General features: G+C 74.2%; 14 protein-coding genes. 10 read left to right on the forward strand and 4 right to left on the reverse strand.

What is annotated here, in order from left to right; genetic code table 11:
* Position 1: 1 nt before the first annotated feature.
* The 3 genes from CA12_RS21640 to CA12_RS21650 form a co-directional block, all read right to left on the reverse strand.
* Entirely contained in the window at positions 2-2,473 is a 2,472-nt protein-coding gene (locus tag CA12_RS21640; RefSeq protein ID WP_145361186.1) for a polysaccharide biosynthesis tyrosine autokinase, read from the reverse strand.
* A 125-nt stretch (positions 2,474-2,598) separates the two neighbouring features.
* Positions 2,599-5,475, reverse strand: coding sequence for an O-antigen ligase family protein (locus CA12_RS21645; protein ID WP_145361187.1), 2,877 nt, complete (start codon positions 5,473-5,475; stop codon positions 2,599-2,601).
* Between the two features lie 50 nt (positions 5,476-5,525).
* Positions 5,526-6,818, reverse strand: coding sequence for a carboxypeptidase-like regulatory domain-containing protein (locus CA12_RS21650; RefSeq protein ID WP_145361188.1), 1,293 nt, complete (start codon positions 6,816-6,818; stop codon positions 5,526-5,528).
* Between the two features lie 251 nt (positions 6,819-7,069).
* On the opposite strand from CA12_RS21650, the gene xrtU reads away from it, so the two are divergent.
* The 3 genes from xrtU to CA12_RS21665 are packed head-to-tail and all read left to right on the forward strand — an operon-like array spanning position 7,070 to position 10,863.
* A complete protein-coding gene (gene xrtU / locus CA12_RS21655) occupies positions 7,070-8,881 on the forward strand; it encodes an exosortase U (protein ID WP_145361189.1) in 1,812 nt (603 codons plus the stop codon).
* Positions 8,881-10,566, forward strand: coding sequence for a tetratricopeptide repeat protein (locus tag CA12_RS21660; RefSeq protein WP_145361190.1), 1,686 nt, complete (start codon positions 8,881-8,883; stop codon positions 10,564-10,566). The genes xrtU and CA12_RS21660 overlap by 1 nt, the downstream gene beginning before the upstream one ends.
* Positions 10,567-10,602: 36 nt before the next feature.
* A complete protein-coding gene (locus CA12_RS21665) occupies positions 10,603-10,863 on the forward strand; it encodes a hypothetical protein (protein WP_145361191.1) in 261 nt (86 codons plus the stop codon).
* A gap of 21 nt (positions 10,864-10,884) precedes the next feature.
* On the opposite strand, the gene CA12_RS21670 is transcribed toward CA12_RS21665, so the two are convergent.
* Positions 10,885-11,670, reverse strand: coding sequence for an ADP-ribosylglycohydrolase family protein (locus CA12_RS21670; RefSeq protein WP_145361192.1), 786 nt, complete (start codon positions 11,668-11,670; stop codon positions 10,885-10,887).
* 144 nt (positions 11,671-11,814) lie between these two features.
* Between CA12_RS21670 and CA12_RS21675 the strand changes: the two genes are divergently transcribed.
* The 7 genes from CA12_RS21675 to CA12_RS21705 all read left to right on the forward strand — a co-directional run bounded on the left by CA12_RS21675 (position 11,815) and on the right by CA12_RS21705 (position 19,672).
* Complete coding sequence (locus CA12_RS21675; protein ID WP_145361193.1) at positions 11,815-12,501, forward strand: hypothetical protein; 687 nt, start codon at positions 11,815-11,817, stop codon at positions 12,499-12,501.
* A gap of 132 nt (positions 12,502-12,633) precedes the next feature.
* Positions 12,634-13,629: a DUF1559 domain-containing protein gene (locus CA12_RS21680; protein ID WP_165700922.1), complete on the forward strand. Its 996-nt coding sequence runs from the start codon at positions 12,634-12,636 to the stop codon at positions 13,627-13,629.
* A gap of 102 nt (positions 13,630-13,731) precedes the next feature.
* Positions 13,732-15,102 (forward strand): outer membrane protein assembly factor BamB family protein, encoded by a 1,371-nt coding sequence (locus tag CA12_RS21685; protein WP_145361195.1) that lies wholly within the window; start codon positions 13,732-13,734, stop codon positions 15,100-15,102.
* A gap of 399 nt (positions 15,103-15,501) precedes the next feature.
* Positions 15,502-15,720, forward strand: a complete 219-nt coding sequence (locus CA12_RS21690) for a hypothetical protein (RefSeq protein ID WP_145361196.1) — start codon at positions 15,502-15,504, stop codon at positions 15,718-15,720.
* A 90-nt stretch (positions 15,721-15,810) separates the two neighbouring features.
* A complete protein-coding gene (locus CA12_RS21695) occupies positions 15,811-17,172 on the forward strand; it encodes an AI-2E family transporter (RefSeq protein WP_165700923.1) in 1,362 nt (453 codons plus the stop codon).
* Between the two features lie 62 nt (positions 17,173-17,234).
* Complete coding sequence (locus CA12_RS21700; protein WP_145361198.1) at positions 17,235-17,804, forward strand: DUF2062 domain-containing protein; 570 nt, start codon at positions 17,235-17,237, stop codon at positions 17,802-17,804.
* The gene (locus CA12_RS21705; RefSeq protein WP_145361199.1) at positions 17,801-19,672 is read left to right on the forward strand and encodes a hypothetical protein; all 1,872 of its coding nucleotides are present in this window, start codon (positions 17,801-17,803) and stop codon (positions 19,670-19,672) included. Before CA12_RS21700 ends, CA12_RS21705 begins: the two co-directional genes overlap by 4 nt.
* Positions 19,673-19,674 lie beyond the last annotated feature (2 nt).

The raw sequence follows: 19,674 nt of genomic DNA on the forward strand, positions 1-19,674 counted from the left end.
CTCACCGCGAGCGGGCGGCGTCCGGCGTCCGGGTCGACCTGCGGGCGGTCGCGGCGTCCCCGTCGGCCGGCGTCGCGGCGATGAGGGCCGGGGCGGCGGGGGCACTGGTTCCCTCGTCGGAGTAGTAGGCGTCGCGGCCCGCCATCGCCCCGTACCCGTAACCGCCGTAGTACCCCCCCTGCACCTCGCGGGTGTACTCGCCGCCGGCCGGCACGGCGTTCACCACCAGGCCCAGCACCCGGGCGCCGGCCTGATCCAGCGTGTCGAGGCACTCGCCCAACCGGCGCCGGGTGCGGGGGTGCAACCGGGTCACGACCACCACGCCGTCCGCCAGTCGGGCCGTCGCCGCGGGGTCGGACACCGCCAGCACCGGGGGGCTGTCCAGCAGGATGAAATCGAACTTCTGGCGGAGCACATCCAGGAACGTTTCGTAGGCCTCGCTGCTGAGCAGCTCCGCCGGGTGATCCGGCCGGGCGGCGCAGGGGAGCAGCCATAGGCCAGGCTGGCCGCTCTCGACGAGAGCTTCGTCCAGCTTGTCCGGATCGGCGATCACCTCCGCAGTGCCCACGCCCGGGTTGTCCGCGGCGACCTGGGGCAGTCCGAACATCCGCCGGACGCGGGGGCGGCGCAGGTCCACGTCGACCAGCACCGTCCTCTTACCGACCCGCCCGAGGGTCACGGCGACGTTCGCCGTCAACGTGCTCTTACCGTCGCCGCGGTCCGGACTGGTCACCTGCACGACCTTCACGCCGTTGCGGGCCGCGGACAGCAGCCCGGTCCGCACCGCACGGTAGGACTCCGCCAGCTGGCTTTTCGGTCGCAGGACGGTGGAGAGCCCCGCGTCCGGCACGCCCTCCCGAATGCGTTTCCCCTCCTTGAGGGTCCGGGGCGGGATCTCCGGGACGTGGCCGAGCAGCGGCAGGCCGAACTCCGCCCGCAGTTCCGCCGGGCCGGTGAAGCGGCGGTCGGACTGCTCGAGCAGATAAGAGAGGCCGAACGCGACCGCCAGCCCCAGCGCCCCGCCGGCGGCGAGCGCCCGGATCAGCGGCGCCCGGGCCGGCCGGCCCGGGCCGGGGGGCACGATCGGGGTGACGCGGACGGTGTCGGCGTCCTTCAGCAGGTCGAGTTGATCCACGTCGGCCACTAGCGCCGCGTACAGGTCGGCGTGCCGGTTCCGGCGGTCGCGCAGCTCCCGCTCGCGCGATTCGGCGTCGCGTACGTCCTCGGCGGCCTCGCGGGTTTCGGCGTACCGCTCGTCCAGTTTGTCGATCTGCGACTGCAGCACGCGGGCCCGCTCCACCCGGGCGGCGACGTACAGGTCCAAGAACGACGACGGCCCCTCCGTCCCGTCGGGACCGGCCTGCAACCCCGCCCGGTCCGCCTCGATCCGCCGCAGGGCCGCCACGCGGTTCTCCAGCCGCTTGATGTCCGGGTGATTCTCCCCCTTCGTCTCCCGAGCCTCTTCCAGTTGGAGGATGAGGTCGAGGTGTTGCTCCTCGAAGCCCAGCTCGGCGATGGCCGGGTTCTCGCCGGCGCTTTCCCGCTTCAGGGAGGCCATCTGGGCCAGCGCCGCCCGCCGTCCGCCGACCTCCATGGAGGAGCGGATGGACTCCACCTCCGCGGTCAGGTTCGACAGTTCCAGGCTCAGTTCGTCCCGGGCCCGGTCCAGCGCGAGCAGGTCGGCGGCGTGCGGGTTGAGCGGCTGGCCGTCCGGCCCGCGGACCAGCGGGCTGGTTCGCTCGAACTCGCGGTGGGCGGCCTCGGCGGCCTCCAAGTCGCGGAGCACCTGATCGCGGGCCTCGCTGATCAGCCGGATCGCCTCGCGGATGCCGGACTGCCCCTCCTCGCGGACCTCCTCGACGAAGGTCGCGACGACGGCGTCCAGCACGGCGCCGGTCTCCTCCGGGCTCCCGCCGCTGTAGGTGAGTTGCAGCACGCGCGTGCCGGGCACCTGCCCGCCCTCCAGCCCCTTGAGGATGCGACCGACCGGGGAGCCGGCCCCCTTGAAGGCCGGCAGTTCGTCCAGGCGCCGCTCGCGGACCGCCCGGGCCACCAGCGGCCCGGTCTGGGCGCGGTACAGGTAGTTGCCGAGCGCCTCGCCGGCGAGTTCCTCCGGTTCGCCCCCGCCGCCCTCGGACCCCGGCAGCGCCGTCCGGCGGGCGGAGACCGTCAGTTCCGCCACGGACTGATACACCGGCGGCTGGTACAGGTCGTACAGGTAGCCCCCGCCCAGCCCGGACGCGAGCCCCAGCAGCAGAACCCACCAGCGTCGGCGGAGCAGTCGGCCCAGCTGGAAACCCTCCTCCGTGGCGGCGTCTCCGCCCGCCGACTGGGCGCCCCAGCCGCCGTTCGCGTCGTAACCGGTGACGGCATGCGACCGCGGGGCGTTCGGACCGTCGCCGCCGCGGCCGTATCCCTCAGCCTGCGGGTCTTCGCCGGGAAACGACGAACCAGAAGCGGCGAACGAGGGCACGGGCGGCCTTCTGGAGGGAACGGGCGACGGCAGGCGAGCCGCGCGAGGAAAATAGTCGGGACCGGGACTGTCCCGCTCGGACCGGGGCGGCGACGTCGACTGTGCCCGCCGCCTCGTCGCCCACTCTACGGCCGGCGGTCGGCCCCCTTCAAGACGCCCCGACCCTCCCGTCTTGCCCCGCCCCCGTCTTTCGTCGAATCGGACTCACGACCGGACGACCGCCCCGCCCGGCGCTCGGCCTCGCGGACCCGGTCGAGCCGTGCCGACAGCGACCGCACCGCCCCCGAGTCCGGCTCCAGGGCGTTGAGGATCGCGAGTTGGTCCGCGGCGTCGTCCGGTCGCCGGTCGGTGATCAGCCAGTCAATCAGCCGCACCCGGGCCTCGCGGTCCCGCGACTGCACGGCGAGGTGCTCCTCCAGCGCCGCGACTGCCTCCGCGTCGCGTCGCGTCAGCCGCAGGGCGGCCGCCCGCACGTTCGCCGGCAGGGGCGGCCCGTCCGCATCCGCCGCGGCGAGGGCGGCGTCGGCGACGAGCGAAGCCAGCCCGGCGTCGACCGCCGCCGCCGCGTCCGCGACGGCGATCTGGGCGGCGAGATCCTCCGGCAGCAATCCGCGGAACCGCCCTGCCACGCCGAGCGTGGCGCCGTCCGCCGCCAGCGCCGCCGCCAGAACCGGGTCGCGCGTCGCCCGCTCGTCCGCCGCCGCCAATCCAGAAGCGACCTCTGCGGCCCGCTCCGGCTGCATGGCGAGGACGGCGGCCCAGCCGGCGTTCGCGGTCGCCGTCAGCCCCAGTCGATCGGCCCGCCGGGCGGCGGCGATCTGGGCCGGCACGTCGGCGGGAAAGTTGCGTCGCAGAGCCGTGAGGAACCGCTCGCCAGTCGGGTCCGCCGACGGCTCCGTCCAGGCGAGGCGGGCGAGGTTCAGGTCCAGCCGAGGGATGAACGGGCAGACCCGTCGGGCCGCGAGCAACCGACCGTACGCCGGCCGGAGGTACCGACGGACCCGCTCGTCCGCCCGCAGAGTCGCCAGTCGCTCCCCGCCCCCCGGCCCCAGCGCCAGCAGGGCGCCCAGGCCGGGATCGGTCAGGCGATCGAGTTGGGACGGGGTCAGGTCCGCGGCGGCCGGGTCGGCCGCCAGCGCCTCCGCGGCGGCGTCGCGGTACTGCCTGATTTGCAGTCGGGCCAGGGCGACGCCGGCTTCGGCGTCGTCCGGTCGGGCGGCCAGCGCCGCTTCCAACCGGGCGACTTCCGCCTCGACCTCCGCGGCGCTCCAGCCGGCCGGATCGGCGACGAGCAGGTTCGGCTCCCGATAGATGGTCGCCGGTGCCGCCCGGGCCGTCTCCCACGCCGCCCACCCGCCGACGAGGGCCGTCGCCCCGGCGACCCCGACGGCGAGGAACCGGGTCCCGTTCGTCGTCTCCCGACCGGCCGCAACGCCGGTCGAACCGGCTGCCACCGCGGCGCCGAACAGCGCCGTCGCCGCCAGCCAGACCGGCGCGCGGGTAATGCCGTAGTCGAACCCGCCCTGCACCCCCAGCGCCGCGGCGGCGAAGGCCGCCGCGGCGACGGCGTCCGCCGCCCCGGCCCGTCCCGCCCGCCGCACGCCCCAGACCAACGTCCCCGCCGCCGCGATCAGCAGTGCGACGCCGACGGCGCCGCCCTCGACCAGCAGTTCGACGTACTGATTGTCCGCGTGGGTGAACCAGGCGGGGTTCGGCCGGGTGAGGTAGGGCGGCGTCGCGTACCGGTGCGTGCCGAGGCCGGCGCCGAACAGCGGCAGATCGCCGGCGACGCGGACCGCGTCCGCCCAGTGCTCCCGGCGCTCCCGCAGGGATTCCCACACGCCGCGATCGCGGGTGCCCTCCCACCGGCCCAGCACGGTGCCCTCCACGCCGAGGCCCCACAGCGACAGCAGCGCCCCCGCCGTCGCCACCCCCGCCCCGATTAGGCTGAACCGCACCGCCCGCGGCGCCCCGCGGCCGTCCCCGACGGGGCCGGCCGCGGGCGATTCTCCCTCACGGGGGCGAACGAAGGCCGCGAGCGCCGCGGCGCTCAGCAGCAGACCGAGCGGCGCCGCGGCCAGCCCGCCCCGGCTGCCCGTGACGAGCAGCCCCGCGGCGATCGTCGCCCCGCAGGCCCACGCCGTCTTTCCGCCCCCGCGGGCCAGCAGCGCCAGCGCCGCCGCCAAGCCGACGTTCAGCAGTTGGGCGGCGTGATTGCGGTTGAAACCGGCAAAGAACGCCCCCGTCAGCCCCGCGTCGCCCTCCAGCGAAGCGACGAGCCCCCAGTCCGCGGCCCGGCCGATCCGACCCAGCACGCCGACGACCGCGAAGGCGCAGGCCGTGCCCGCCACGCCCCACCAGATCACCCGCCGCCCCGCCGCGAACCGTCCGGCCTGAGCGGCGAGAAACAGAATCGCCAACCCCGCGGCGAGCCACGAGGCGGTCTGGCGGGTGGAAGGCCGGCAAACCGTCACCGGCGTCCAATGCGGCGCAAGAGTGCCGGCGGCGGTTTCGAGGTCCCCCCCGCCCGTCGGCGACAGCGCCTGCACGATGCCCAGCGCCAACAAACCTGCCAGCGGGGCGAGCGCCGCCGGCAACGCCAAGGCGCCGGTCGTCCGTCCGGCCCACTCTCGCACCGCGAAGGCGGCAACGACGAGGGCCGCTCCGCCGGTCACGGCGGCAAGTTGCCAGGCGCCCCAACGGCCGTCGAGCCACGGTGCCGAGGCCACCGCGGCGACCGCCGCCGCCGCCGCCAGCGAGGGGAGCAAACCCGGCGGGGCCTCGGCCGGCGTGGGTTTCCGGGACGAAGCCTTCCGCACCGGCGGGACCGGGTCCGACCGACGGGGGACGCGGCGCCGCTGGAGCGCCGCCCGGCGGGCGGCGCCGGCCGCGTCCGCGCGGCGGATGAAGTCCCGACCGATCGGCCGTGAACCGGCGGCGGCGCCGGCGTCAGGCGCGGCGGGGGCCAAGGCGGGCGGGTCCACCGGGTCGGGGCTGGGCAATCGGTCGCCGACGGTCAGTCGTCGTCATCGCCTGTCGCGATTGATGAGGACTACGGGGCCTGGGGAGTGGCCGCCCGGGGGGCGGGGACGAAGACGCGCTGGACGTCGTCGTCGTCATCCCCGTTGTTCAGCCCGATGGCCAGGCCGCCGCCGATGCCGATGGCCAACGGCAGCAATGACCCGCCGAGCGCCCCTCCCCCGCCGCCGCCCGCGGCCCCGCCGCCGCCGCCAACCGGCCCGCCAGCGAGGGGACCGGGGGGGCCGGGGGGAAGCGGCGGGCCGATGACGGCGAAGTCGTCCGGATCCGCCCCCGGCGGGCCGATCGGCGCCTGCTTGAGCACGCGGCGGACGACCGTCCGGAACGGACCGTCGACGTTCTGCTGCACCACGGGCCGTTCCTTCACCACGTTCAGGCCGACCACGCTCGCCCCGTACAGCGGCGTGCCGGTCGCGTCGCCGGGCAGCGCCGAGGCGGGGGAACTGACCATCACGTGCGTGTACAGGCCCGGCTCCAGATCCTTCGGCAGCCGGTAGCGGCCCTCGCCGTCGGCGGTCAGGGAGGCGACCTGGTCCCCATTGCGGATCAGGAAAATCTCGGCGCCCGGAAGCGGCTGGAGGAGGCCGTCGGCGTCGAACATCCGGGCGAGGCCCTCGGCGCCAGCGGGCGTGCCGCCAAGGAGGGCGGTCCGCAACGCTGCGGGGCGGAAGACGGGCTCTTGGCCGCCGGCGGCCACGTTCGCGGGCAGGTCCGCCGGCTCGACAGCCGCGGCCGGGGCGACGGGAGCCGGGGCGGCGGACGCCGCGGCGGGCGAGACCGGGCCGGCGGCGGCGCCGAACTGTTCCGGGAACCGACGGGCGAGGATCGCCAGCGCCAGCGCCCGGTCGGACGGCGGGGCCAGCAGGCGGACCGAGGAGGCGTCCTCAGACAGCGGCTCCGCCTCAATCTTCTGGGAGAAGATCGCCATCGCCTCGCCGGCGACGCCGATCACGCTGTAAACGCCCGGCGGGACCGAACCGCTCTCCAGCGAGCCGTCCGTCCCCAGCAGGCCGGTGGCGACGACGGCTCCGTGACGGACCAGTCGCACCGACGGCCGGACGCCGTCGCCCTCGCCGGACGCCACCAGCGGCACCCGCACGCCGCGGTTCGCAGGCGGGGCCGGTTCGGCGACGTCGGCCGGTTCGGCCGGCTCGTCGAAGAGGTCGGCGCCGACCGGGTCGTCGAAGGCGGCGTTGTCGGACAAATCCAACGCGGGCGCCTCGGGGAGGGCGGGCTCCTGGGCGACGGCGGATCCGCCGACCAGGAGAACCGCCGCCAGCAAGAGCGACGTGCGGGTGAAGATCATCTCAGACGCGTGCGGACGGAAGACTGGGAGGACTGGGGAAGGATCGCGGGGAGCTGGCGGGGGCGCCGTCAGAGCCGACCCATCTTACCACTGTACCCTCACGATCGATCCGACACACACGAAACGCACGGTCGTTTCTCCAACCGCCCCAGTTTCAGTAACCCCCCGGCGTTCCGGGGGGCCGCCTCCCGGGGAAACGCCGCGGGGGCGCGGTTCGCAGTGCCCTTGCCGGATAGGGTTCAAAGCGGATCATGCCGACCTTCCCCGCCCCCGCGTCCGTCCGTTTGGCAGGCTCCGTGATCGCCGTTCGTCCCGCCCGCCGCCCCCGCGGCGCGACGTTCGCGGCGGGGGCCGCGGCGTTGGCGGGGCTGCTCGCGCTCGGGCCGCTGCTGGCGGAGATCGTCGTCCGGCTGTGGACCAGCCCGCGGTTCGAGCACGCCCCGCTGATCTGGCTCGCCGCCGCGGCGCTCGGCGGCTGGCGGCTGCGGGAATCCCTCGTCGCTCGGCAGGAGGAACCCGTCGAACTCGGCGAACCCGCCGCGTCGCCGCGGCCCTGGGCGGAGGCCGTCCTCTGGCTCCTCGCCCTGCTGCCGACAACCGCGGCGATTCTGCTGGGCAGCGGCTGGCTCGCCCTGACGGCGGCGTTCCTCGTGGTCCCGGCGGCGACGTACTCGGCTGGCGGCGGAGCGACGCTGCGGCCGATCCTGCCGGCGTGGGCCGTGCTGTGGACGACCCTCCCCCCGCCCTTTCACACCGACGCCGACCTCGTCCTGCGGCTCCAGGGGCTCGCGGCGAAGCTGGCCAGCGCGGCGCTGGACATGCTCGGCCGGCGGCACCTGCCGGCGGGGGTGACGGTCGAACTGCCGGGGCGAAGCTACTTCGTGGAGGAGGCGTGCAGCGGGGTGAACAGCCTCTACGCCCTGCTGGCCGTCGCGGCGCTGGGGCTGGCGTGGGGCCGGCGGAGTTGGTGGCGCTGGCTGATCGTGCTGCCCGCGGCGGTGGGCTGGGCGGTGGCGGCGAACGCGGCCCGGGTGACGGCGGCGGTGGAGTTGTCCGCGGGCCTCGGCTGGCCGGTCGCGGAGGGCTTCGGCCACGATCTGCTGGGCATGCTGACCTTCGCCGCCGCCGGGCTACTGACCCTCAGCGTGGACGCTCTGCTGCGGTTCGCGGTGCCCCCGGCGGAGGCGGTTCCGGCCGAGTTGGACGAACCGAACGCCCCGCTCGCCCCGTCCGCCGATCCGCCGCCCCCGCCGCTGGCGGCGGAGCCGGCGACCGAGCGCCGCCCGGTCCCCCGTGCGGCGGCGTGGGGGGCGGCGGCGGTCGCCTTCGGGCTGCTCGCCGGCTGGCGGCTGGCGGTCGGTCCGGCGGTCGACGTGGCGGCAGTGCCGGCCTCGACCCTGCTCACACCCGCGGCGCTGAAGCCGGTGGGCGAAGACTCCTTGCCCGCCGAGTGGAACGGCTGGCGGCGAGGGGAGTTTCGCACCGTCACCCGCGATCGGGACCACCTCGACGGGCCGTTCTCCGCCCAATGGGTCTACCGCCGCGGTCCGCTGGAGGCGACGATCTCGATGGACGGTCCCTTCGCCGAGGGCTGGCACGACCTGCGCACCTGCTACACCGCCGGCGGCTGGGCCTGCACCGACGCCGTTGATCGCGTCGTGACGTCTGCTGAGGAGGAAGAAGGCGGGAGCGAAGCTGACGGCGACGTGATCACCCGGCTGGACCTCGCCCAACCGCTGGGGCGGCGGGGGGTGGTGTTCTTCACGTCTTATGCGGTGGACGACGACGCGAACCTGGGGGCGGACCTCGCCGCCCGGACCGGGTCGAGTTGGACGCGGCGGTTCGAGGCGTTTCGAGACCGCTCCGCCCCGGACGCAGGGCACGCCGCCGCGGAGCCGGCCTACCAAGTGCAGGTTCTGGCCTCCGGCTACCGCACGTTGAGCGACGAGGAAAAGGAGGCCGTGGAGGCCCTGTTCCACGCGATGCGCCGTCGCCTCGCTGCCCTGCCCCGCGACGCCGCTCCGCCCCGCGAGTCCGCCTCCCGTAGGACGGCCGCCGACTGATGTTCCGCCGCGACTTTCACGACGACGTCGACGCCCCGACGCGGCGCCGGCTCGACCCCACGGGGCTGCTGCGGGCGCCCGCGGCGCTGGGGCGGGGAATCGGCCACGGGTCGGCCGTGCTCTGGGCGGGCCTGCGGGGGCGGCTGGCCGGCGGAGGGCGGCGGAGCCCGTGGACGTTGCTCGCCGGGCTGCCGGCACTGCTGGCGGCGGCGGGGCTGGCGGCGTTTCTCGTCGCGGCCCGGCAGCAGAAGGACGATCTGCGGGGGGCCTACGCCGCCGCCGCGGACCGGGCGGCGGCGGCGGGGGAGACCGACGCCGCCGTGCTGCACCGGCGGCGCCTCGGCCAACTGGGGGACGGCGACGCCGCCGCCCGGTTCCGCCTCGCCCAGGCCCTCGCCGCGGCCGGCCGCGACGCCGAAGCCCGCGACGTGCTGACGGGCCTGCTGGCGTCGGCTGACGGCCCCGGCCACGCCCCGGCCCACCTGCTCCTCGCCAGTCGCCTGCTGACGTTCGAGGAGCCTGACGCCGAGAACCCCGAGGGGGGAAACGCCGAGGGATCGAGCGCACCGCCGTCGGAGGCGGAACGGGCCGCCCGCCGGTCCGAGGCGCTGCGGCACCTGGCGGCGGCCCGGCGGGCGGCCCCCGCGGACAAGACCGTCGCCCTGCGGATCGCCGAGTTATCGATGCAGGCCGGCGACGCCGACGCCGCCGCGACGACATTCGAGGAGATCGCCCCCTCCACGCCCGTGGTCTGGCCGGATCTGGTGCGGGTCTACGCCGCTCAGGGCCGCACCGCCGAGGCCGCCGCCGCCGCCGCGGAGGCCGTGCCGGTGTTGCGGGGACGGCTCAAACGCGACCCGCTGGATCTGGACAGTCGCCTGCGGCTGACCGACGCCCTCGCCCGCACCGGGAACTTCACCGCCGCCGAGGCGGTTCTGACCGACGGCCTCCCCCTGCACCCGAGCGCGGCGATCCCGCAGCGACTCGCGGAGTTGCACGTCGCCGAGTACGACCGCGCCGCCCGCCGGGCCCGCCCGCCGGCGGAGCGGCTGGCCCTGCTGGGCAAGGCGCTGGGCCGCCATCCGCGTTCGGCCGAGGCGCTGGTCCGGCTGATCGCCTTCAGCGGCGCCGCCGGCTCCACAGACGACGGCGAACCCCCGCCCGTCGTCGCCGAGGCCCGGGAACTGTTGGAACGCACGCTCGCCAGCGGGGAGGTGCCCGCCCTCGCCCACTTCGCCCTCGGGGTGAACGCCCTGGCGGCGGGCGACCGGGCGGACGGTCTGTTCCACTTCGAGCGGGCCCACGCCCTCGACCCGTCGCTGGCCGCGGCGGCGAACAACCTCGCCTTCCTCTACTTCAAAGCCGATCCTCCCCAGCCGGAGCGGGCGCTGGGCCTGGCGGACGCCGCCGTCGCCGCCGCCCCGGCGAACGCCCACTGCCACGAAACGCGGGGCCAGATCCTCGCGGCGCTGGACCGCCCCGCCGATGCCCTCGCCGCCCTGGAACGCGCGATGGCGCTGGGATTGAAGAACGATCCGAAGGTGCGGGCCGCCGTCGCCGACCTGTACGACGAACTCAACCAACCCGCCCTCGCCCGCCGCTTCCGTGAACCGGCCCCGGACGAAACGCCCGGCGGGACGACCGCCGAACGGGCGAACGCCGACGGGGCCGACGCCGGCTCCTGAGGGCGCCGGCCCCGGTCGGCGGCGTTTCTGGCCCTGATGAACCGCGACCTCGCCTCCCCCGCCGCCCTGTACGCGAAGGGGGCGCTGTTCGTCCTGCTGGGCGCCCTCGCCGGCGGCCTGCTGCTCGCCCGGTCCCCCTCCTGGACAAACGCGGCCTTGCTGGCCCTGTGCGTCTGGGCCTGCTGCCGGGCGTATTACTTCGCGTTTTATGTCGTGGAGAAGTACGTCGACCCGAGCTACCGGTTCGCAGGGCTGTGGGATTTCGCGGGCTACCTGCGGGGACGCCGCCGGCGCTGAGGGGGCCGGTCAGTGGGGCAGTCAGGCTCGGTTCGCCGTGAACCGATCGAGCACATCGGTCAGGTCGTCCGGCAGGCGTTTGCGGACCTCCGCGGCGATCGCCGCCGGCACGCCGACGCCGGTGGTTCGCTGGTAGAACGCCTCCGCGACGGCCCCGGCGATGGCGGCCTGGGTGTCGGCGTCGCCGCCGAGGCTGACGGCGTTCCGAACCGCGGACTCGTAGTCCGTCGACTCCAGGAACGCAATGAGCGCCTCCGGCACTGAGCCGTCGCAGGAGACGTCGAAGCAGTACCGCGGCCGGATCTCCGCCAGCGTGCGGTTCAAATCGTAATCGAACCGGCCGGCGATCTCGGCTTTGATCGCCTCCTTTGCGGCCCCGGTGCGCGCCATGAAGACGGCCAAGGCGGTCGCCTGCGCCCCGGCGACGCCGCGGGGGTGATTATGCGTGACGGCGGCGCTGCGTTCGGCCTCGGCGAGCGTTTCATCAGCGGTCTGGAACGTCCAACCAACGGGGCTGACTCGCATCGCGGAGCCGTTCCCCCAACTGTTGTAGGGACCGGGCCGATCGGAGCGGAACCAGCGCTGAAAGTTGCCCCCGTACCCGGCGTGCGGATAGCGGCGGGCGAAGGTGCGAATATGCCTGGCGTAGTCGCCGTCCGTCAGCAACGCCTCGGCGACGGCGCAGGTGAGCACGGTGTCGTCCGTGAACCGGCACTCCGGGCCGATCAACGGCTCGAAGTACGGCGACTTCCACCCCTCGATCTCCCAGACGGAGCCGATGACGTCACCCGCGACGGCGCCCAACATGGCTCTGTTTCCGGTTCTTGGATGGGAACGCCTGACGGCGCCTCTCGAACGGCAGACGCTCGGGGGGCCTGAACGGTTCGCCGCGTCGATGCGTCGCCGGGACGGGCAGCGGGGCGGCGGGATCGGTAGCATCGGATCGGAAGTATGTTCGCCCGCCCCGCCCGTCGCCGCTCCGTTCGTCGCCGCCTCGCTCGTGGCCGGTTGAACGTGCGGCCTGCTCGTCAGCGGATCGTGACTTGGGCGACGCTGCTGGCGATGGTCGTCTGCCAACTGCCGGCGCCGCTGCCGGTTCCGGCGGCGGCGATCGGCAAAGACCGAACCGAGCTGTATCCCTGCCGCGATCGGGCTTGCGGGTGCGGTTCGGCGGAGGCCTGCTGGACCGGGTGCTGTTGTTTCACGAATGTGCAGAAGGTCGCCTGGGCGAGGGCGAACAACGTGGCGATCCCGGCGTTCGTCCATGACGCTGCCAAGCAGGAGACCCGGGACGTGAAGCAGGAGGCGGCCGCCAAACCGCAATCGTCCTGCTGTGCGAAGCCGGCGGCGAAAGCGTCCTGCTGCGGCGGGGCCGACGACTGCTGTGATGCGAAGTCGGAGCCGACCGCGACCGACACCCCCGCCCCGCCGCTGCCGTTGGGCTGGGCAGCGCAGAAGTGCCGAGGCGAACTCGCCGCCTGTGGCGCCCTGCCCTGGGCGCTGCGGCCGATGACGGCCGACGCTCCGACGCGGCCGGCGTTCGACTGGGACCGGCCGCGGTCCGTCGGCGCCGCGATGTGGGAACTCGATCCGCCGACGCCCCCGCCGCGGTCGGGCGCCGCGGCCTCCCTCCTCTAACGCGGCCCCCGGGGCCGACGCGTGCGCGTCGGCGAGAGACGGGGTCGCCCCCCCCGTTCGTCACGGCTCGCGGCGGCCTTTCCCATTTTGAATGGGGAGCGCCCGCGGTCCGTCCCGCCCCCACGCCTCCCCGTGCGCACCCACAGAACCTCCCCCCACGCCCGTTCCCCGCACCACGACGCCCCGTCCCGCCCCGGGTTCACGCTGATCGAACTGCTGGTGGTGATCGCCATCATTGCGATCCTGGTCAGCCTGCTGCTGCCCGCCGTTCAGCAGGCCCGCGAGGCCGCCCGTCGCAGTCAGTGCAAGAACAACCTCAAACAGCTCGCGCTGGCCCTGCACAATTACGAATCGACCCACCGCGTCTTTCCGCCGGGCTCGCTGGGGTTTCCGCTGGTCTGGTCGGCCCAGGCGCAGCTCCTGCCGTACGTCGAGCAGGCGAATCTGCACGATTTATTGGACTTCGACGTCCCCCCGCTGACGTTCGGCTACATCGCCGCGGCCGCGGCGAACGAGGCCGCCGCCAAACAGGCCCTGCCGCTCCTGTTGTGCCCCAGCGACGGCGACCGCGTGCCAGGCTCGGAGTTCGGCGGGCTCAGCTATCCCGCCTGCACCGGGGCGGGTTTAAAGAACGACGGCTCCGCCACGAACGCGACCGGCGTGATCTATTCAAAGTCCGCGATCGGCTTCCGCGATCTGCGGGACGGCGTGACGCACACCGTCGTGTTCGGCGAGCAACTGTTGGGCGACGGCACGGACGAGCCGCCGGCGGAGGGCGATCCGCGGCGACGCGTCGTCGAACTGTCGGACGGCACGCCGACCACGCCGGCCGCCTGCCTCGCCGACGCCGCCCCGGGGTGGTCCGGCCAGCGGGGGGCGAAGTGGATCAACGGGCACTACGCCGACGCGATGTACAACCACTTCCACCCGCCGAACTCCGAGCAGCCGGATTGCCACAACGGCTACCACAGCCACGCCCTGACCGCCGCCCGCAGCGCCCATGAGGGCGGCGTGCAGATGGCCCTGTGCGACGGCAGCGTGCAGTTCGTCAGCGACGGCATCGCCCTAGAAAATTGGCGGGCGCTGGCGACGCGGGCCGGCGGCGAGGTCGTGGAGGACGCCTTCTAAATCGACCAGCGAACGCCCCGCCGGGGCGTCCGGGCGATCCGGGGGCGGGCGGCCTACACTGCCGTCCGCCTCCGCTCCTTTTCGCCCGCACCGTTTCGTCCGATGTTCGCCGCCCCGCTGCTGATCGCCGCTCTGTCGTTCGCTCCCGCCGAACCCGCCAATGCGGCCGAGACCGGCCCGGCCGCGTGGCCGGCGTTTCTCGGGCAGGGGGCGACGGCGCTGGACCCGGACGCGATTCCGCTGAAGTGGACGCCCGAGTCCCCGCAGTGGACCGTCGACCTGCCCGGCCACGGGCAAAGCTCGCCGGTGGTGTGGGGCGACCGGGCCTTCGTCACCGCCGTCTCCGGCCGGGAGAAGGAAGCCCTGCACGTGCTCGGCGTCGATCTGAACAGCGGCAACAAGCTCTGGCACCGGACCACGGGGAGCACCGACCCGGTCGAGAACACGCTGTACGTCTCCCGGGCGGCGCCGACGCCCTGCGTGGACGGCGACGCGGTCTACCCGTTCTTCGAGAGCGGCGACCTGTACGCCCTGGATCACGACGGCGAGTTCCTCTGGCACGTCTCCCTGTGGAAGAAGGTCGGCCGGTTTCAGAACGAGTTCGGCCTCGGCTCCTCCCCCTGCCAGACGGCCGACACGCTGTTCATCCTGAAGGACGACCCGGACGGGCCCTCCGCCCTGATCGCCGTGCGGAAAGCGGACGGCGGGATCCTCTGGACGGCCGATCGCGGCGAGAACCGGAAAAGCTGGGCCTCCCCGGCGATCGTGCCGGTGAACGGGCAGCCGCACGTGGTCGTCTCCTCCGGCGGCGGCGTGCAGGGCTACGACCCGGCCACCGGCAAGGAGCTGTGGACGCTGGGCGAAGTTGGCGGCAACACCGCCGTGACCCCCGTGCCCTATTTCACTGAGGACGGCGGCGACGGCCGCTTCCTGATCGGCGCCAGCCCCGGCCGCGGCGGGGAGGACGTCGACGCCGCCCGCATCTCCAATGGCGCCGTACGGGTCACGGCCGAGGGCGACGGGTTCAAGGCAGAAAAGATCTGGACGGACGAGGATCTGACCGTCAGCTGGGCCTCGCCGATCGTGCACGACGGCCGGGCCTATTGGGTGAACCGGCAGGGGGTGCTGTTCTGCCTGAACGCCGAGACCGGCGAGCAGCTCTACGCCTCCCGCACCCCGGCCGGTTCCTGCTGGGCGACGCCGCTGGCGGTGGGCGACCGCCTCTACCTGTTCGGCAAGGACGGCGTGACGGCCACCGTGGCCGCCGGCGACGAATACAAGCTGCTGGCCGAGAGCCGGGTGTGGGAGGAAGGGGCGACGGAGGCGAACGGGGACCTCGCCCCGGAGACCGACCCGCAGCGGGCCGGGGCCTCGGCGATGTTCTCCGGCATCACCCAATATGGCGTCGCCGCCGACCCCGGCGGCCTGCTGATCCGCACCGGCGCCAAGCTCTACCGGCTGTCGGCGGAGTGAACGGACGGATCTGATCCCGCACGATCGGGGCGTCCCGCACGCTCACACGACTCGGTTCCGAACCACCCGCCGATGACTGGTCCGTCTGCCGGAAAAGAATCCTGGTGGCTCGAATTTTCGCTGGCTGTGCTTGTCGGGAGCCCCTGGTACGTCTTTCTATCAAGCCTTCCAATGGCGCTTGCAGTGCATGCGTGCTTGGCGGCCTTGTATCTGTGCATCGTCGGCTTGGTCTGGGGAAGAGGCGCCGCGATCGAGGCGTTTCTCCTGGTCGGGGTATTGTCTTTGCTGACCGGCCTGATCGCCACGGGACTTAATAATAAGCCCGTACTGGAAAGGGCCGATCAGCCGGCACGCAACGTTGACGACGCACTCAGAAATGTCCCAATTCACGCCGTGACAATGCACGTCAAACAGTGCCCCTACTGCGGGCAGACGGCGCTCTGGCGGGCGGCCGTCGAGGGAGTCGCCGGTGAGGTCGTCATGTGCTTCGAGTGCGACACGGTTTGGGCGGACGGGGCCGCGACCGTCTACGGCGAAGGCCTCGAGTTCGAGCGGTTCATGAGCGCCCGAGGCCGGGCTCCCGACTGGCAGGCGGTTCGGGAGATTAAACGCCTGTAAGGGGACGGCAGGCGGCGGGCGGTGGGGTCGCGGGAGGGGAACGCCCCGGCGTTGATCCACCGCGGCGGGGTCGGCGTTAGACTCCGCCGCGTGACTGACGACCGCCCCCCCGCCGACCCGTCGCTGCCCGTGCCGCGGAGGAGCGATTCGCCCCCGGCCGCCCCCGTTCCCGCCCGGCCGGGGAGCGGGCGGCGGGGTTCGCGGCTGAATCTGGCCCGGGTGATCAGCCTCGGGGCGCTCAGCGCGCTGATCGTGTTCCTGGGGATCACCTTTTATCGGGTGATCGCCCCCTTTCTGCTGCCGTTGTTTCTGGCGGCGGTCGTCGCGGTGCTGTGTCGGCCGTGGTACATGCGGCTGCGCGTCCGCCTGAACCGACGAGGCCGGGTGGCCGCGGGGGTGGTGACCGCGGCGGTACTGGGGCTGATCCTCCTGCCGATCACCGCGGCGACTGTGGCGGCGGGCTCCTACCTGATTGATCTCGGGGAGGCGGCCCGCACGCGGGTCGCGGACCTGAAGGTCGAGATGGCGGACGCGGCCGGGCGGGAGGATTTCGACTACCGGACGTTGATCGCCGCGGACGTGCGGGAGGCGTTGAAGCTCGAGCCGCCGGCGGAGGGCGAACGGGATTTCGTCGCCTCCGCAGCGAAGCTGCTGCCGTCGGAGTACACCGAGTTGAGAGCGGCCGTCGTACAGGGCGGCCGCGATCTGCCGGCCGTCGCGGGGGTGGGCGTCGCCGCGGGGGTGCTGAGCAACGCCGTCGAACTGCTGATCGCGCTGGCGATGTTCGGCGTGGGCCTCTACTACTTCCTCTGCGACGGCCCGGCGCTGCTGCAGGGCACGCGGGAACTCGTCCCGGTGCAGACGGAATATCAGCAGGCCCTCCTCGATCGCTTCGACACCGTGCTGCGGGCGGTGGTGCTCAGCACGTTCCTCGCCGCCGCGGCCCAGGGGATTCTGACGGCGATCGCCATTCAGTTCTGCGGGCTGGGGCACTTCGTCGCTTTCGCCGTCGCCGGGACGCTCTCCGCCCTGATCCCGCTGGCGGGCACCTGGCTGGTGTGGGGGCCCTGCGTCGTCTGGCTCTACCTGCACGACAGCCCGGTCGCCGCGACGCTGCTGGCGCTGTTCGGGATCGTGGTGGTCGGCACGTTGGACAACGTGATCCGGACGCTGGTGCTCAACAACGACGCCAAGCTCCATCCGCTGCTGGCCTTCGTCTGCGTGTTAGGCGGATTGAAGGTCATGGGCATCTGGGGGGTGTTCGTCGGCCCAGTCGTCGCGGCCTGCCTGCACACGCTGTTGGAGATCTTCAACACGGAACTGCGGGAGTTCTCCCGGGAACGGTTCGACCCCGCCGTCGCCGCCCGCCGGCCGCCGGACGGCCAGCAGCGGCCCCGCCCGCCCGCCGCGGACGCCCACCCGCCGTTGACCCCCACCGTCGCGGCGACCTAAACCCCGCGGACGTTGGTCCACACGACCGGCTTGGGTCCGAACGATTGGGGGGAAGGTCTGCCGTGTCGCCGTCGCCGGAAGCCCCGTTCGCCCCGCCGGTCGGCCCGGCCGTCGCCCGTGGGGCCGGGCCGGTGCGGGTCGCGCTGGACGGCCTCGCCGGGCTCTGCGGGGGCACCGCGGAGGAAGCCGCCCGGGGCGTGGCGCTGGGCTTCTGGTTCGGCCTGCTCCCCAAGGAGAACGCCACCGCCTGCCTGCTGGGGCTCGCGGTCGCGGCGGTCCGGCTGAACCTCGCCGCGGCCGCGTGGGCGGCGCTGGTGGCGACGGCGCTCGTCCCGCTGCTCGATCCGGTTCTGCACCGCGCCGGGCTGGCCCTGCTGAGCGCCCCGTCGGTCCGCGGCGTCCTCGCCCCGCTGCTGGCCCTGCCCGGCGGGGCCTGGCTGGGCTGGGACAACACCGTCACCTTCGCCGCCCTGCTGGTCGGCGGCGGCGCCGCCTGGCCCCTGCACCGCGGCACGCTGGCCGCCCACCGGGCGTTCGCCCCCCCGCTGGCCGACTGGTGGACGAACGCCCGCCTCGGACGGGCCCGGGACGCCGGCCGGACCGCCGATCGGCTGGCCGGGGAGGTGCCGTGACCCCGCCCCGCACCGAGCCCCAGCGGAACCGCGTTCCGCTGCTCAACCGCCGCTATCTCCTGCCCCGGGCCGTCTTGGCCGCGGGGCTGTGGGTCTTTCTGGCTTTCGGATTCGATCCGCTGCTGCGCAGCACCGCGGTGCAGACCGTCGGCCGCCTGACCGGGTCGCGGCCGGACCTGGCCGAGGTTCGCACCGCCGCGTTCCCCCCGCGAATCGACCTTTCCGGGTTCGCCCTGCCGGACCCGGAACGGCCGGGGCGGAACCTCATCGCCTTCGACCGGCTGACCGCGGACCTCGACGCCGCCGAACTGCTCCGCGGCCGGACGCACGTCACCGCCGGCACGCTCACCGGCCTCACCTTCGGAACCCCGCGGGAGACGCCCGCCGAGGGGTTCGACGCCCTCCGCCTCTCCCTGCCGGAGCCCTCCGCCCAGCTGCCGGTCTGCGAAGGGCTGGAGGATTTCGAGGGGGCGCTGGGCGAGCTGCCCGATCTGCTGCGCGAGGGCGGGCCGGCCTTGGGTGACGAACTGGAAACCGTCCGCGTCGCCCGTCGGTTGCACGGGGAATGGGACGGCCGGCTGGACGAGCTGACCCGGCGTTCGGCCGAACTCGACGCCCGATCGGCAGGTCTCTCCGAACGCATGAACGCCGCCGCGGCCGTCGCCGACCCGCTCAAACGTCTGGAACGGCTGGCGACCCTCACGGCGGACGCCGCCACGCTGGCCGCCGACGCCGAGACCCTGCGGCGGGAGCTCCCCGCCCTCGCCGCTCAGGCCGGGGAGGATCGCGCCGCCCTCGCCGCCGCCAAACAGCGGGACGCGGAGCGGCTGAAGACGCTCGCCGACGCGGCCCGTTTGGACGCGGACGCCGCGGCCCGGTCGCTGCTCGGCCCGGCCCTGTCGCAACGGCTGATGGCGACGCTGGCCGTCACCCGTTGGCTGCGGGAGCGGCTGGGCGAGCCGGACGCGCTGGCCGCCCCGCCCCCGCCGCGGCGGGGCGTCCGCGTGCCCTTCCCGTCGCCTGATCCGCGGCCGGCCCTGTTGTTGGAAAACCTTGCCGTCACCGGCGCCCTGCCGACGGCCGACGGCCCGATCCCCTTCGCCGGCACGCTGACCGGCCTGACGAGCGACCCCGCCCTGCACGGCGGCCCCGTCGCCGGCTCCTTCACCGCCCTCGCCGATCCGCACGCCGCCGACGCCCACGGGAGCGCCCCCCGCTTCGCCGTGCTGTTCACGCACGACGCCTCCGCCGGGGAGCCGGTGACCGACGTAGAACTGCGAGTCGCGGCGACCGTCCCGCGGGCAGCCAACGCGACCGTCGGAACCGTGCCGGTCCCGATCGTCGGGGTGACCGACGACGAACCGGCCGGCCTGAACTGGACCGCCCGGCTGCGGCTCACCGGACGCGGGGCCGACGCGGATCTCCGCGGCGCCGTGGATCTCCGCCTGACCGGCCGGCTGGGCGTGGGCGACGACGAATCGGGCACGCCGCCCGGCGAGACGGCCCTGGCCCGCACGGTGAACGCCGCGGCGGCGACGCTGGACGGGTTGAATGGGTCGCTGCACCTCTCCGGCCCGGCGGCGCGGCCGGACTGGCGTTTGGAGACCGACGCTGGCGACCTCCTCGTCGCCGGCCTGCGGGAGACCGCCGAACAGGCCGCCGCGGAGCGTACGACGACCCTGCTGGCCCAGGCCGATGCGACCGAGGCGGAGTTTCTGGCGAACCTGTCCGGCCGGTGGGGCGAGGCGACCGCCGGCCTGTCCCGCGTCGCCGCGGTCGCCCGCCGACTCGGCGGCGAAACGCCCACGCCGGGCGGCGGCACGATCCAGCGGACCGCCGCCCGGGTTCCGGCCAATGGGAGCCCCTGAGC

It is taken from the genome of Alienimonas californiensis, assembly GCF_007743815.1.
Taxonomy (GTDB): Bacteria; Planctomycetota; Planctomycetia; order Planctomycetales; family Planctomycetaceae; genus Alienimonas; species Alienimonas californiensis.